Raw genomic sequence first — 14,833 nt, forward strand, 5'->3', positions numbered from 1 at the left:
TTTGCGGCGGAAGCCGTCCGTTTCCCGAAACGCGCGGCCCATGACGAAGACCAGCGAATGCGCGTGAGGCACCTGGACGTGCAAAGGCGCCATAGGACCGTCTGAATGTTTTACTGGCTGATCGAGCTTTCCAACACATTTCCGGGCTTCGGTGCCTTCCGCACCGTCCTGAACGTCTTTCGCTACATCACCTTCCGCACCGGCGGCGCCATCGTGACCGGCGCGCTGTTCGTGTTCCTGTTCGGCCCCTGGATCATCGATCATTTGCGCATCCGTCAGGGCAAGGGCCAGCCGATCCGCACCGACGGTCCGCAATCGCATCTCGCCAAGAAGGGCACGCCCACCATGGGCGGACTGATGATCCTGTCCGGGCTCACGGTCGGCACCGTGCTGTGGGCCAATCCACTCAACCCCTATGTCTGGATCGTGCTGGCGGTGACGCTCGGCTTCGGCTTCGTCGGCTTCTATGACGATTACCTCAAGGTGACCAAGCAGACCACGACCGGGTTCGGCAGCAAGCTGCGCCTCTTGATCGAAGCCGTCATCGCACTGGTCGCCTGCTACGCGCTGGTGCGGCTGAACCGCGACCCCGCCTCGACCGCGCTGACGATTCCCTTCCTGAAGGATACCGTGCTGCATTTCGGCTGGTTCTTCGTCGTCTTCGGCGCCTTCGTCATCGTCGGCTCCGGCAATGCGGTGAACCTCACCGACGGTCTCGATGGCCTCGCCATCGTGCCCGTGATGATTGCGACCGCGAGCTTCGCGATGATCGCCTATCTCACCGGCAACTTGGTGTTCGCCGACTATCTCCAGATCAAATATGTCGCCGGCACCGGCGAGCTCGCGGTGCTCTGCGGCGCGTTGCTCGGCGCCGGTCTCGGCTTCCTCTGGTTCAACGCGCCGCCGGCCTCGATCTTCATGGGCGACACCGGCTCGCTTGCGCTCGGCGGCATGCTCGGCGCGATCGCGGTCGCGGTGAAGCACGAGATCGTGCTCGCCGTGATCGGCGGATTGTTCGTGCTCGAGGCGGTTTCGGTCATCGTGCAGGTGGTGTCCTTCAAGCTCACGGGCAAGCGCGTGTTCCGGATGGCGCCGATCCACCACCACTTCGAGCAGAAGGGCTGGACCGAGCCGCAGATCGTGATCCGTTTCTGGATCATCTCGGTGATGCTGGCGCTCGCCGGCCTCTCGACGCTGAAGCTGCGGTGACCGATCGATGATCCCCGTCACGTCCTTCGCCGGCAAGACGGTCGCGGTGTTCGGCCTCGGCGGCTCGGGGCTCGCCTCCTGCCATGCGTTGAAAGCCGGCGGTGCCGAGGTGGTCGCCGCCGACGACAACGCCGAGAACGTCGCCAAGGCCGCGCAGGCCGGCTTCATCACCGCGGACTTGCGCAACGTCTCCTGGGCGAAGTTCGCAAGCCTCGTGCTCGCGCCCGGCGTGCCGCTCACCCATCCTGTGCCGCACTGGAGCGTCTTGAAGGCGCGCGAGGCCGGCGTCGAGGTGATCGGCGACATCGAGCTGTTCTGCCGCGAGCGGCGCCGCCACGCGCCCGATGCGCCGTTCGTCGCCATCACCGGCACCAACGGCAAGTCGACCACGACGGCGCTGATTGCGCATCTGACCAAGGTCGCCGGCTACGACACCCAGATGGGCGGCAATATCGGCACCGCCATCCTGTCGCTGGAGCCGCCGCGCATGGGCCGCGTCCATGTCATCGAGATGTCGTCCTACCAGATCGACCTGACTCCCTCGCTCGATCCCTCCGTCGGCATCCTGCTCAATGTCAGCGAGGACCATATCGACCGGCACGGCACGATCGAGCATTACGCCGCGGTGAAGGAACGCCTCGTTGCCGGCGTGCAAGGCGGCGGCACCTCGATCGTCGGCGTCGATGACGGCTATTGCCGCGATATCGCCGACCGGCTCGACCGCGCGGGCAAGAACGTGGTGCGCATCTCCGTCAAGAACCCGCTCGCGTCAGGCATTTACGTCGAGCACGGCACCATCGTGCGCGCCTCGGGCGGCGCCCGCAGCGAAGTCGCCGCGCTCGGCGGCATCGGCTCGCTGCGTGGCCAGCACAACGCGCAGAACGCGGCCTGCGCGGCCGCCGCCGCGCTCGCCATGGGCATCGGCCAGGACGTCCTGCAGGACGGCCTGCGCAGCTTTCCGGGCCTGGCGCATCGCATGGAGCAGGTCGGCCGCCGCGGCAACGTCCTGTTCGTCAACGATTCCAAGGGCACCAACGCGGATGCCACCGCGCACGCGCTGTCGTCGTTCGGCGACATCTTCTGGATCGCCGGCGGCAAGCCGAAGGCCGGCGGCATCACCAGTCTGACCGGCTTCTTCCCGCGCATTCGAAAAGCCTATCTGATCGGCGAAGCCGCGCAGGAATTTTCCGGCACGCTCGGCTCCGTCCCGCACGAGATCAGCCAGACCCTCGACGTCGCCGTCGAGGACGCCGCGCGCGATGCGGAAGGCTCGGGCCTCACTGACGCCGTCGTGCTGCTGTCACCGGCCTGCGCCTCGTTCGACCAGTACCGCAACTTCGAGATCCGCGGCGCCAAGTTCCGCGAGCTGGTGCAGGCGCTGCCGGGCGTGAAGCCGGTGGTGTGAAGATGTCGCGGCGACGCTGGATCTGGATTGTCGCCGCTGCTCTTGCCGTTCCGGTCGCCGCGGGTTTCGTCTTTGTCGTCCTCATTGGCAACGTCATGAGCGGATTCGGCGCGTGCCGCGTCGTTCGCCAGAAAGCATATGCGTCCCCAAGCGGCAGCAAATTGGTCGTCGTGGTCTGGAAGGAGTGCGGAGCCACTGTGCCCGACAGCACGCAGGCCAGCATCGTCGCGCGCGGCCGGACATTGTCACCTGACAGTACGCCGACTTTTCTCAGCGTGCGCGAGCATCAGGATGTTCTCGTTGCCTGGAGCAGCGAGCAGGCCGTCAGGATCGGATTCATTCCCGGGACAGTCCAAGTCTACAAGCGTGAGGCGAGAGCAGGGGACGTCTCGATCGCGTACGACTGAAGCCAGGGTGTGAAGCCGGTGGTGCGGAACAGGAACGACGTATGAATTTGCTGGGCGCCTGGCTGGTAGACGAGACCGACAAGGTGGCGCTGGCCCGTCTGGGAAATGTCCTACTCGAGTTCGATGAGGATGGCGGGCTGCGCTACACCATCCGCGAGCAGGGCAAGCGTCAGATCATCCATCTTCGATACCGAGTAGAGGGCTCGACGATTGTCGCCGACCAGCCGTCGGCTCCACAAGTTGAACGCACGCAGTTCTCGTTGGCCGAGGATGGCGTTTTGACTCTGGCGTTTGGCGGCATAGCCTATCGGTTCGTCAGGGCTCCCGCCTGAATCCTTCAAGCACTGCCGGGTGTGAAGCCGCTGGTATAGCGGTGCAAGTCGAAGCGAGTGCTCAATGACAAAGAATCGCCGACCAACAATAGCCGCTGAACTAACCGCTGAATTGGAATCTGATCCCGAGTTTATGGCCAGGAAGCGAGAGCGTGATGTCGCCTTGGCGGCGCGGGTTGCGCGTCATCGGGAAGAGCAGGCGCCAATTGTCAGAGATCTCCAGGCCGCAGGGATTGGCGTCAATTTGCTCTCTGACCTTCTCACGAGATCGGTTCCTTATCCCCGTGCCATTCCGGTTCTCCTGAAGCATCTCGGGCTATCTTACTCGGATCCAACGTTGGAGACCTTGGCCAGAATTCTCGCTGTTCCCGACGCACGCCACGCTTGGCCGGTTCTTGTCAAGGAATACCGCAAAGCTCCTTCCAGTTACGAGAATGGCACACGTCGTCGTGGCGCAAAGGACGGCCTTGCGGTCGCGCTGGCCGCGACGGTAACCAGCGCCACGATGGATGAATTGATTGCCCTTGCAAGGGACAGGTCACACGGGGCTAGCCGTCTGCTCCTGTTGAGGGCTTTGAGAAAGTCGAGGAGCGTGGCGGCGAAGCAGGCAATCGAGGAATTGTCCTCGGACCCCGATCTGGAAAAGGAGATCGCGTCCTGGCGAAAGCGGAGCGCGCACCGCCCCACACCTCCCAAAAGTGATCGATTCCATTAACCCCCCGGTAACCAACCTCGGCGACCAATGGACGGACCTCTGTCCGAAAGCGGCCGCCCATGCTCTCCCGTGAAGAACGCACCCCCTTTTCCGAGTGGTGGTGGACCGTCGACAAGCCGTTGATGGGCGCCATCCTGGGGCTGATGCTGACCGGGGTGATCCTGTCGCTGGCGGCGAGCCCGCCGGTTGCGACCCGCATCGGGCTCGATGCCTTCCACTTCTTCAGCCGCCACGTGCTGTTCCTGGTGCCATCCTGCATCGTGCTGCTCGGGGTGTCCTTCCTGTCGCCGCGCGCGATCCGGCGCTCGGCCCTGATCATCTTCGCGGCGAGCATCGTCCTGATCGTGCTCACGCTGGCCATTGGCCCCGAGGTGAAGGGCTCGCGCCGCTGGATCACGCTGCTCGGCGTCAACATCCAGGCCTCCGAGATCGCAAAGCCGTCCTTCGTCGTGATCGCGGCCTGGCTATTCGCGGAATCGACCAGGCGGCCGGAGATGCCGGCGACCTCGATGGCGCTGGTGCTGCTGCTGATGCTGGTCTCGCTGCTGGTGATGGAGCCGGATTTCGGCCAGACCATGCTGATCCTGATGGTGTGGGGCTCGCTGTTCTTCATCGCGGGCATGCGCATGATCTGGGTGTTCGGCCTCGCAGGTCTTGGCGCGGCCGGCCTGTTCAGCGCCTACCTGTTCGTTCCGCACGTGGCGGGGCGCATCAAGCGCTTCATGAACCCGGCCTCGGGCGACACCTTCCAGGTTGATACCGCCATGGAGGCCTTCTACAACGGCGGCTGGTTCGGCCTTGGACCCGGCGAGGGCATCGCCAAGCGCAGCCTGCCGGACAGCCACACCGACTTCGTGTTTGCGGTCGCGGCCGAAGAGTTCGGCATCATCCTGTGCCTTGCGATGCTGGCGCTGTTCGCCTTCGTCGTCATCCGCACCCTGTCGCGCGCCTATGCCAACGAGGACATGTTCTCGCGCTTTGCGGCCTCGGGTCTTGCGATCCTGTTCGGCGTGCAGGCGGCGATCAACATGTCGGTGAACTTGCAGCTCATTCCCGCCAAGGGCATGACGCTGCCGTTCATCTCCTATGGCGGCTCCTCGATCATCTCGCTCGCCTATGGCGTCGGCATGATGCTGGCGCTGACGCGGCTGCGCCCGCGCACCGAGGTCGAGGCGAGCGGCCACGCCGAGGCCATGCGCAGTTACGCGTAGGTCGTCATTGCGAGCGCAGCGAAGCAATCCAGACTGTCCCCGCGGAGGGATTCTGGATTGCTTCGCTGCGCTCGCAATGACGGGACAGACCTTGTAAAAAGGCCTACCATGGACACGTCCCCCCTGATTCTTCTCGCCGCGGGCGGCACCGGCGGCCATCTGTTCCCGGCCGAGGCGCTCGGCGTCGAATTGATCCGGCGCGGCTTTCGCGTCCGCCTCGTCACCGACGAACGCGCGCTCCGCTACAGCGGGCTGTTCAGCAAGGACATGATCGACGTCGTCAGAAGCGAGACCGCGCGCGGCCGCAATCCGCTTCAGCTCGCCTATGCCGGCCTCACGCTCGCCGCCGGCACGCTGTCGGCCTACGCCCTGATCAAGCGGTTGAAGCCCGTCGCCGTCGTCGGCTTCGGCGGCTATCCGACCTTGCCGCCGCTGGTCGCGGCGAAGTTCGCGGGCGTACCCGGCATCATCCACGACGCCAACGCCGTGCTCGGCCGCGCCAACCGGTTCCTGTCGAGCCGCGTGCGCGCGATCGCGACATCCTTGCCCGGCGTGCTCGATCGCGATCCGGCGCTGGCAGGCAAGACGACGACCGTCGGCACGCCGATGCGTCCGGCGATCCTCGCGGCCGCTGCGGTGAAATATGCCGCGCCCGAGCCGAACGGACCGCTGCGTCTGCTCGTCGTCGGCGGCAGCCAGGGCGCGCGCATCATGGCCGACATCGTGCCGGGCGCGATCGAGCGGCTCGAGTCTGCGCTCTGGAGCCGTCTCATTCTCACCCAGCAGGTGCGCGAAGAGGACACGAGCCGCGTCCGCGCCGTCTACGACAAGCTCAAGATCAAGGCCGAGCTCGCGCCGTTCTTCACGGATCTGCCGGCGCGCCTCGCCTCCAATCATCTCGTGGTATCGCGCTCCGGTGCGGGCACCGTGGCCGAGCTCGCCGCGATCGGCCGGCCCTCCATCCTGGTGCCGCTGCCCGGCTCGATCGACCAGGACCAGTTCGCCAATGCCGGCGTCCTGGTCAAGGTCGAGGGCGCGATCCGGATCCCGCAGGCCGAGTTCACCTCCGATCGGCTGGCGTCCGAAATTTCTGGCTTCGCCGCCGAGCCCGTGCGCCTTGCCGCGATGGCTGAAGCCGCCCGCGGCGCTGGCCGGCTCGACGCGGCCGAGCGGCTGGCGGATCTCGTGGTCAAGGTCGCGGGAATCTGACGCCTGTTCCGGCCCGGATGGCCAAAAAAGCCACTTGTCATGCCCCGCGAAAGCGGGGCATCCAGTAACCGACGCAGTTGATTTGAATCTCTGGCGTCGCGGAGTACTGGATCGTCCGCCTTCGGGACGATGACCCCAAGGAAACCACATGAGACTGCCGCGCGAGATCGGACCCATCCACTTCGTCGGGATCGGCGGGATCGGCATGAGCGGCATCGCCGAGGTACTGGTCAATCTCGGCTATGCCGTGCAGGGCTCGGATGCCGCCGACAATTACAATCTTGACCGTCTGCGCAAGAAGGGCGCGAAGGTCTCGGTCGGCCACAAGGCCGAGAATATCGACGGCGCCGAGGTCGTGGTCGTGTCCTCCGCGATCAAGCGCGACAATCCGGAACTGATGGCGGCGCGCGAGAAACGCATTCCCGTGGTGCGCCGCGCCGAGATGCTGGCCGAGCTGATGCGGCTGAAGAGCTGCGTCGCCATCGCCGGCACCCACGGCAAGACCACGACGACGACGATGGTCGCAACGCTGCTCGATGCCGGCGGGCTCGACCCGACCGTGATCAACGGCGGCATCATCAACGCCTACGGCTCCAACGCACGATTAGGTGCCGGCGAGTGGATGGTGGTGGAGGCCGACGAGAGTGACGGCACGTTCCTGAAGCTGCCGACCGATGTCGCGATCGTCACCAATGTCGACCCCGAGCATCTCGATCACTTCAAGACCTTCGAGGCCGTGCAGGACGCGTTCCGTCATTTCATCGAGAACCTTCCGTTCTACGGCTTTGCCGTGATGTGCATCGATCATCCCGTGGTGCAGAGCCTCGTCGGCAAGATCGAGGACCGCCGCATCATCACTTACGGTGAGAACCCGCAGGCCGATGTGCGCCTGGTCGATCTCACCGCAGGCGGCGGCGGCTCGAAGTTCAAGGTCGTGATCCGCGACCGCAAGACCGGCGCCACGCATGAGATCGCCGACCTCGCGCTGCCGATGCCGGGCCGGCACAACGCCTCGAATGCGACGGCTGCAATTGCGGTCGCGCATGAGCTCGGCGTGTCGGACGAGGCGATCCGCAAGGCGCTGGCCGGCTTCGGCGGCGTCAAGCGGCGCTTCACCAAGACCGGCGAGTGGAACAGCGTCACCGTGATCGACGATTACGGCCATCACCCCGTGGAGATCGCGGCCGTGCTGAAGGCAGCGCGCGATTCCTACACCGGCAAGGTGATCGCCGTGGTGCAGCCGCATCGCTACACCCGTCTGCAATCGCTGTTCGAGGAATTCTGCACCTGCTTCAACGACGCCGATGCGGTCGTCGTCGCCGAAGTCTATGCCGCGGGCGAAGCGCCGATCGACGGCATCGACCGCGATCACTTCGTCGCGGGCCTGCGCGCGCATGGTCACCGCGAGGTGGTCCCGCTGCCGGCAGCGACGGAGCTCGCCGGCATCGTCAAGGGATTGGCGAAACCAGGCGATCTCGTCGTGTGCCTCGGGGCAGGCAACATCACGCAATGGGCGTATGCATTGCCCGGCGAATTGAAGACGCTGGGGTAACGCGGTGGGATTTCCCGACATCACGCCCGACCTCAAAGCCGCGATGCCCGAGCTGCGCGGCCGGCTGCTGGCGAACCAGTCACTGGCCGAGCTCACCTGGTTTCGCGTCGGCGGTCCCGCGCAGGTGCTGTTCACGCCGGCGGACGAGGACGATCTCGCTTACTTCCTCGCGCATCTGGCTTCCGACGTTCCCGTCTACGTCATCGGCGTCGGTTCCAACCTCATCGTGCGCGACGGCGGCATTGCCGGCGTCGTCATTCGTCTCGCGCCGCGCGCCTTCGGCGAGGCGACCGCGAGCGACGACGTCGTCACCGCAGGCGCTGCCGCGCTCGATAAGCGCGTGGCGGAGGTGGCAGCAAGCGCCAATATCGGCGGGCTCGAATTCTATTTCGGCATTCCCGGCACGATCGGCGGGGCGCTGCGGATGAATGCCGGCGCCAATGGCGGCGAGACCAAGGACGTGCTGATCGAGGCGAGGGGCGTCGGGCGCGACGGCACCAAGCACGTGTTCTCCAACGCCGACATGAAGTTCGTCTACCGCAACAGCGGCGTCGATCCCTCCATCATCTTCACCTCCGCGCGCTTTCGCGGCGAGATCAGGGACGCGGAGGCGATCCGCGCGCGCATGGCGGAGGTGCAGAGCCATCGTGAGACCGCGCAGCCGATCCGCGAGAAGACCGGCGGCTCGACCTTCAAGAATCCGCCCGGCGATTCCGCCTGGAAGCTGGTGGATGCCGCCGGCTGCCGCGGCCTGCGCGTCGGCGGCGCGCAGGTCTCGGAGATGCATTGCAACTTCCTGATCAACACGGGCGATGCCACCGCGCACGACATTGAGATGCTCGGCGAGACCGTACGCGAACGCGTGAAGGCGAATTCCGGAATTGAGCTACACTGGGAAATCAAGCGGATCGGGGTTTCATGATTTCCGTCATTCCGGGGCGCGACGAAGTCGCGCCTGCGCCTTTCGGCGCATCCCGGAATGACGATACACATGGGTGACAGGAACATGCGCATCACCATCCTCTTCGGCGGCTCCAACCGCGAACGTCTGGTCTCGGTTGCCACCGCCCAGGCGCTGCATCAGGCGCTGCCCGAGGCCGACCTCTGGTGGTGGGACGTCGAGGACAAGGTGCACGTCGTGCAGTCGAAGCAGCTGCTCGAGCATGCCCGCCCGTTCGAGGACGAGTTCAAGCCGGGCACGTCAGGCGTTCCGCTCGCGCAGGCGCTCGACCGGGCCAAGGCGGAAGATCGCGTGCTGGTGCTCGGCCTGCATGGCGGGCGTGCCGAGAACGGCGAATTGCAGGTGATGTGCGAGGCGCGCGGCGTGCCGTTCACCGGCTCGGGCTCGGCGTCCTCGCATCTCGCCTTCGACAAGATCGCAGCCAAGCATTTCGCCGCGCTCGGCGGCGTGACGCCGCCGGAAAATCTTGCGCTTGAAAACATCGACGAGGCCTTCGCCGAATACGGCCGGTTGATCGCAAAGCCCGCGCGCGACGGGTCGAGCTACGGCCTGATCTTCGTCAACGCCAAGCAGGACCTCGTCGCCGTCCGCAGCGCGGCCAAGCATGAAGAGTATGTCATCGAGCCTTACATCGCCGGCGTGGAGGCGACCTGCGGCGTGCTGGAGCGCACCGACGGCTCGATCATCTCGCTGCCGCCGATCGAGATCATTCCGGGTGAGGGCAATTTCGACTACGCGGCGAAATATCTTCTGAAGTCGACCCAGGAGATCTGCCCCGGCCGCTTCGCACCCGAGATCACCGCCGCGCTCAAGGAGCAGGCGATGCTGGCCCATCGCGCAATGTCCTGCACCGGCTATTCCCGTTCGGACTTCATCGTCTCGGACAAGGGCCTGGTCTATCTCGAGACCAACACGCTGCCCGGGCTGACCAAGTCCTCGCTCTACCCCAAGGCGCTGAAAGCCGAAGGCATCGAGTTCGTCGACTTCCTGCGCGGCCTGGTCGAGCTCGCCTGCCATCGCCTGCGGAAATAGTCAGGACTGGTTAACGGCCGAATCGGCAAAACCGGCCGGTTTGGTGGCCAAAACCGGTAAAATGCCGGACATCGCGGCGCAAATGCCTCACATCGCGAGGCAAAATGCGCAAGTCGTTAACGAATTTTACCTTTTGTTTACCAGGACGTCCGAAGGTTAACGCTGGCGGCGCATATGGCGCTTTGGCTGCCGGCGCGTGAGCTGTCGCGGGTGATCTCACCTCCAGCGAACGCTTTGAAGGGGAGAGGTTTTCTTCTGCTGAAGACCAGCACCCGGCCCGGCAGGTCCGAGACGTCATGTTCGCCAGGATCCGCGCGATGTCGCGGGCAAACTGTTGACGAGCTCGTGCAATGGATGGAGCAGGAAGCCTCACCCGGTCGCTTTTCAGATCGCTGAGGCCCCAAGCCGACCTGAAGGCGGCCGCTATCGGAGCGGTCGTGCTTCTGCGCGAGTGGATGCAGGACAAGCACGAAGAGGCGCGCGCCGCCGCCAACGACAAGGCCAAAGCCAAGGCCAAGGTCAGGGCCGTCGTCGAGCGCGAGCCGCCGCCGCGCCTGGTCGCGCTGGTCGAGCGCTATCTGCCGCGCCGGGTCGGCCTCAGCATGACCGTGCTGCTCCTGATCGGCAGCTGCGGCTTCGGCATCGTCAAGGGCGGCCATCTCCAGGATTTCGTCACCGCGGTCAGCGATGCCCGCAACGCGCTGGCCAATTCGGCCGGCTTCCGCATCACTTCGGTCGTGATCAACGGCCGCAAGCAGCTGACCCAGGACGAGATTCTCGCGATCGGCGGCGTCAGCGGCCGCTCCTCGCTGCTGTTCCTCGATGCGGATGCGGTGCGCGACAAGCTCAAGGCCAATCCCTGGATCGCGGATGCGACCGTGCTGAAGCTCTATCCGGGCCAGCTCATGATCGAGCTCACCGAGCGCAAGGCGTTCGCGCTGTGGCAGGAGGCCGGCCGGCTCTCCGTCATCGCCGACGATGGCGCCGTGCTCGAGCCCTATGTCTCGCGCCGCTTCCTGTCGCTGCCGCTCGTGGTGGGCAAGGGCGCCGACACCCAGGCGCGCGATTTCCTGGCGCTGCTGGCGCGCTATCCGCAGGTCAATTCGGTGACAAAGGCCGCGATCTATGTGGGCGAGCGGCGCTGGAACCTGCGGCTCAAGGACGGCCTCGACATCCGCCTGCCCGAGCAGGACGTCGGCAACGCGCTCGCGACGCTATCCAAGCTCGACAAGGAAGACCGGCTGTTCTCCCGCGATATCGTCGCCGTCGACATGCGCCTGCCGGACCGGCTGGTGGTGCAGCTCTCCGAGGACGCCGCCAAGGCGCGCGAGGAGCTGTTCAAGGACAAGAAGAAAAAGAAGGCCGGGGATTCCGCATGACCGGTCTCGATCGCACCCAGACGCCGAAGACGCGCCCGATGCCGCACAAGCGCGGCGGCATCGTCGCCTGCCTCGACATCGGCACCAGCAAGATCGCCTGCATGATCGCGCGGCTGAAGCCGTCGCCGCCGAGCGATGCGCTGCGCGGCCGCACCCATGCGGTGGAATTGATCGGCTACAGCCAGATCCAGTCGCGCGGCATGAAGGCCGGGGCGGTGATCGATCTCGGCGAATGCGAGCAGGCGGTGCGCCAGGCCGTCGGACTCGCGGAGAAGATGGCCAAGGTGCGGGTCGAGTCGGTGCTGCTGTCGGTCTCCGGCGGCCGGCTCGCCGGCCAGCTGGTCGAAGCCGCCGCCGACATTCGTGGCGGCGCCGTGACGCCGGCCGATGTCAGCCGCGTCACCTCCACCGGCATGCGCCACGCCACCGGAGAAGGCCGCACCGTGCTGCATGCGCTGCCGGTCGGCTACACGCTCGACGGCGTCAAGGGCATCCGCGATCCCCGCGGCATGGTCGCGCACCAGTTCGGCGTCGACATGAACGTCGTCACCTGTGACGCCACTGTGGCGCGCAACCTGATGCTGGCGGTGGAGCGCTGCCACATCAATGTCGAAGCGATGGCAGCGAGCCCCTATGTGGCCGGCCTGTCGGTGCTGACCGACGACGAGGCCGATCTCGGCGCCGCCGTCGTCGAGATGGGCGCCGGCACCACCACGATTGCCGTTTATTCGGGCGGCCGCTTCGTGCATGCGGCGGGTTTTGCGGTCGGCGGGCAACACATCACGATGGATCTTGCGCGCGGACTCTCGGCGACCATTGCCGATGCCGAGCGAATCAAGACCTTATACGGCACCGTCATCACCGGCGGATCGGACTCGCGTGAGCTGATGTCTGTGCCGACAGCCGGTGACGAGCAGGATCTGCCGCAGATCGTCTCCCGCGCCACCATCGCGAACATCGTCAAGCACCGTGCCGAGGAAGTCTTCGAAATGGTTCGGGACAAGCTGAAGGATTCGCCCTTCGCCGCAGAGCCCAACGGCCGCGTCGTGCTCTCGGGCGGCGCCTCGCAGCTGACCGGTCTCGTCGATCTCGGCACCCGAATTCTGGGCCGGCCCGTGCGGGTCGGCCGTCCGCTCGGTTTTGGCCGGCTGCCCAACGAGGCGAAGAACGCTGCGTTCGCGGTGCCGACCGGACTTCTCGTCTACCCGCAATATGTTCACCTCGAACATGTCGAACCGCGGCATACGCGGCAGCAGGTCAAGACAGGGACCGGCGGATATTTCGGAAAGGTCGGACGATGGCTACGCGAGGGCTTCTGATGACCGCATTCTGCAATCTTCGATTTTCACCAACTCCCGCGGCCACCGGCCGGGGCGAACCCACGCGCGCGTGATCGAGAGGCAACCATGACCATCAGCATCAATGTTCCTGATATTCACGAATTGAAGCCCCGGATCACCGTATTCGGCGTCGGCGGCGCCGGCGGCAACGCCGTCAACAACATGATCACGGCGGGCCTGCAGGGCGTCGACTTCGTGGTCGCCAACACCGACGCGCAGGCGCTGACGATGTCGAAGGCGCAGCGCATCGTGCAGATGGGCACGGCCGTCACGCAAGGCCTCGGCGCCGGCTCGCAGCCGAACGTCGGCGCCGCGGCGGCGGAAGAGGTGATCGACGAGCTGCGCGACCATCTCTCGGGCGCCAACATGGTGTTCGTCACCGCCGGCATGGGCGGCGGCACCGGCACGGGCGCTGCTCCCGTGATCGCCAAGACCGCGCGCGACATGGGCATCCTCACCGTCGGCGTCGTGACCAAGCCGTTCCACTTCGAAGGCGGCCGCCGCATGCGCACCGCCGAAGCCGGCATCAACGAGCTGCACAAGGTCGTGGATACGCTCCTGATCATCCCGAACCAGAACCTGTTCCGGGTCGCCAACGAGAAGACCACCTTCGCCGACGCCTTCGCGATGGCCGACCAGGTGCTCTATTCGGGCGTTGCCTGCATCACCGACCTGATGGTCAAGGAAGGCCTGATCAACCTCGACTTCGCCGACGTGAGAGCGGTGATGAGGGAAATGGGCAAGGCGATGATGGGCACCGGCGAAGCCTCCGGCGACAAGCGCGCGCTGACCGCCGCGGAAGCCGCGATCGCCAACCCGCTGATCGACGACTCGTCGATGAAGGGCGCCAAGGGTCTCCTCATCTCCATCACCGGCGGCAAGGACCTCACCCTGTTCGAGGTCGACGAGGCCGCGACCCGCATCCGCGAGGAAGTCGACCAGGACGCCAACATCATCGTCGGCGCCACCTTCGACGAAGCTCTCGATGGCCTGATCCGCGTCTCGGTGGTGGCCACCGGCATCGAGCAGGCCGCGATCGCCCGCAACAGCCAGGCCACCTCCGCGCCCGTCGCCAACCCGGCGCCGCAGGTGCAGCAGGCTGCCGCCCCGGCCGCCGCTGCCGAGAGCCGTCTCGCCGACCTGACCGCCCGGCTCCGTGCCGACAACCAGCGTCTGGCCGAGCGCGCCCAGAAGCTCGAAGCCCAGACCCCGACAGCCGCTCCGGCTCCCGCTGTCGCCGCGCCCCGTCAGAACGTCGAGCGCGCTGCGCTCGCCGCCATCGCCGCTGCCGTTGCCGAGGTGCCGCAGGCGCCCGCGCCGCAGACCTATGGCGACGTCACCGTGCGCCCGATCGCGCAGAAGCCGACCCTGTTCCCGGAGCCCGACATGGCCCCGGTCGCGGTGCAGGAGCCGATGACGCCGGATACCTTCATCCCCCCGCAGGCCGAGCGTCCGGCCCGCGCGCCACGCATGCCGCGAATCGAGGAGCTGCCGATGCCGGCCCAGGCCGAGATTCGGCAGGCCCGCGGCGAGGCTGAGGAAGAAACCCCGCAGAAAACCCGCCTGTCGCTGCTGCAGCGCCTCGCCAATGTCGGCCTTGGCCGTCGCGACGAGGAAAGCGAGCCGCCGGTCGCGGCCCGCACCGCCGGTCCCGCCATGCCGCCGCTGCCCGATCGCCGGCCGCAGAAGACCGTGGCGCAGCAGATCGCATCCAGCGAGCCGGTATCGGAGTATGCCCGCCGTCCTGCGCCGCAGGGCCTGGACGTCCATGGGCGCCCCGCACCTGTTGCGCCGGCGCCACAGGGTGACGACCATCTTGATATCCCCGCCTTCCTGCGGCGGCAGGCGACCTGAGGATTGTTACAATAAGGCAGACGAAAAAAGGTCCCGGCGAGAAGCTTGCCGGGACCTTTCCTTTTGCCCCGGGCATGTCCGGATTGCGCAGCCAAGCAACTGATTTTAAATCATTAATTACGCATTCGGTGGTTCAGTAAAACTGCCGACAGGGGCCCCGAACACCGGCGCAATTTGGTTAAGCCTTGGCGCGAATACGGCAGGTTTGGGGTAACAATCGGTAAAAA

The 14,833-nt window shown here is 65.9% G+C and carries 13 protein-coding genes; all 13 read left to right on the plus strand.

What is annotated here, in order from left to right:
• Positions 1-105: 105 nt before the first annotated feature.
• Positions 106-1,209 (plus strand): phospho-N-acetylmuramoyl-pentapeptide-transferase, encoded by a 1,104-nt coding sequence (gene mraY, locus XI05_RS06735; RefSeq protein ID WP_172787242.1) that lies wholly within the window; start codon positions 106-108, stop codon positions 1,207-1,209.
• A 7-nt stretch (positions 1,210-1,216) separates the two neighbouring features.
• Positions 1,217-2,614, plus strand: a complete 1,398-nt coding sequence (gene murD / locus XI05_RS06740; protein WP_271499908.1) for a UDP-N-acetylmuramoyl-L-alanine--D-glutamate ligase — start codon at positions 1,217-1,219, stop codon at positions 2,612-2,614.
• Entirely contained in the window at positions 2,611-3,021 is a 411-nt protein-coding gene (locus tag XI05_RS06745) for a hypothetical protein (protein ID WP_271499909.1), read from the plus strand. Before murD ends, XI05_RS06745 begins: the two co-directional genes overlap by 4 nt.
• Positions 3,022-3,062: 41 nt before the next feature.
• Positions 3,063-3,353, plus strand: a complete 291-nt coding sequence (locus tag XI05_RS06750; protein WP_271499910.1) for a hypothetical protein — start codon at positions 3,063-3,065, stop codon at positions 3,351-3,353.
• 64 nt (positions 3,354-3,417) lie between these two features.
• Entirely contained in the window at positions 3,418-4,068 is a 651-nt protein-coding gene (locus tag XI05_RS06755; RefSeq protein WP_271499911.1) for a hypothetical protein, read from the plus strand.
• Positions 4,069-4,127: 59 nt separating this feature from the next.
• Positions 4,128-5,279 (plus strand): putative lipid II flippase FtsW, encoded by a 1,152-nt coding sequence (ftsW, locus tag XI05_RS06760; protein ID WP_271499912.1) that lies wholly within the window; start codon positions 4,128-4,130, stop codon positions 5,277-5,279.
• A gap of 108 nt (positions 5,280-5,387) precedes the next feature.
• On the plus strand, positions 5,388-6,488 hold the full coding sequence (murG, locus tag XI05_RS06765) for an undecaprenyldiphospho-muramoylpentapeptide beta-N-acetylglucosaminyltransferase (protein ID WP_271499913.1): 1,101 nt from the start codon (positions 5,388-5,390) through the stop codon (positions 6,486-6,488).
• 148 nt (positions 6,489-6,636) lie between these two features.
• On the plus strand, positions 6,637-8,040 hold the full coding sequence (gene murC / locus XI05_RS06770; protein WP_271499914.1) for a UDP-N-acetylmuramate--L-alanine ligase: 1,404 nt from the start codon (positions 6,637-6,639) through the stop codon (positions 8,038-8,040).
• Positions 8,041-8,044: 4 nt separating this feature from the next.
• A complete protein-coding gene (murB, locus tag XI05_RS06775) occupies positions 8,045-8,962 on the plus strand; it encodes a UDP-N-acetylmuramate dehydrogenase (RefSeq protein WP_271499915.1) in 918 nt (305 codons plus the stop codon).
• 84 nt (positions 8,963-9,046) lie between these two features.
• Positions 9,047-10,033, plus strand: a complete 987-nt coding sequence (locus XI05_RS06780) for a D-alanine--D-alanine ligase family protein (protein WP_271500613.1) — start codon at positions 9,047-9,049, stop codon at positions 10,031-10,033.
• A gap of 350 nt (positions 10,034-10,383) precedes the next feature.
• Entirely contained in the window at positions 10,384-11,412 is a 1,029-nt protein-coding gene (locus XI05_RS06785; protein ID WP_271499916.1) for a cell division protein FtsQ/DivIB, read from the plus strand.
• Positions 11,409-12,731, plus strand: coding sequence for a cell division protein FtsA (ftsA, locus tag XI05_RS06790; protein WP_271499917.1), 1,323 nt, complete (start codon positions 11,409-11,411; stop codon positions 12,729-12,731). Before XI05_RS06785 ends, ftsA begins: the two co-directional genes overlap by 4 nt.
• 87 nt (positions 12,732-12,818) lie before the next feature.
• The gene (gene ftsZ, locus XI05_RS06795; protein WP_271499918.1) at positions 12,819-14,606 is read left to right on the plus strand and encodes a cell division protein FtsZ; all 1,788 of its coding nucleotides are present in this window, start codon (positions 12,819-12,821) and stop codon (positions 14,604-14,606) included.
• Positions 14,607-14,833: the final 227 nt, after the last annotated feature.

Origin of the sequence: Bradyrhizobium sp. CCBAU 11357, from assembly GCF_028128865.1 — a bacterium.
Lineage (GTDB): Bacteria > Pseudomonadota > Alphaproteobacteria > Rhizobiales > Xanthobacteraceae > Bradyrhizobium.

Excerpts from the sequence above, each read along its gene's own strand:
- murG (WP_271499913.1), top strand. The coding sequence starts at position 5,388 with ATGGACACGTCCCCCCTGATTCTTCTCGCCGCGGGCGGCACCGGCGGC.
- ftsW (WP_271499912.1), top strand. The coding sequence starts at position 4,128 with ATGCTCTCCCGTGAAGAACGCACCCCCTTTTCCGAGTGGTGGTGGACC.
- XI05_RS06785 (WP_271499916.1), top strand. The coding sequence starts at position 10,384 with ATGGATGGAGCAGGAAGCCTCACCCGGTCGCTTTTCAGATCGCTGAGG.
- ftsZ (WP_271499918.1), top strand. The coding sequence starts at position 12,819 with ATGACCATCAGCATCAATGTTCCTGATATTCACGAATTGAAGCCCCGG.
- XI05_RS06750 (WP_271499910.1), top strand. The coding sequence starts at position 3,063 with ATGAATTTGCTGGGCGCCTGGCTGGTAGACGAGACCGACAAGGTGGCG.
- XI05_RS06780 (WP_271500613.1), top strand. The coding sequence starts at position 9,047 with ATGCGCATCACCATCCTCTTCGGCGGCTCCAACCGCGAACGTCTGGTC.
- ftsA (WP_271499917.1), top strand. The coding sequence starts at position 11,409 with ATGACCGGTCTCGATCGCACCCAGACGCCGAAGACGCGCCCGATGCCG.
- murC (WP_271499914.1), top strand. The coding sequence starts at position 6,637 with ATGAGACTGCCGCGCGAGATCGGACCCATCCACTTCGTCGGGATCGGC.
- murD (WP_271499908.1), top strand. The coding sequence starts at position 1,217 with ATGATCCCCGTCACGTCCTTCGCCGGCAAGACGGTCGCGGTGTTCGGC.
- mraY (WP_172787242.1), top strand. The coding sequence starts at position 106 with ATGTTTTACTGGCTGATCGAGCTTTCCAACACATTTCCGGGCTTCGGT.
- XI05_RS06755 (WP_271499911.1), top strand. The coding sequence starts at position 3,418 with ATGACAAAGAATCGCCGACCAACAATAGCCGCTGAACTAACCGCTGAA.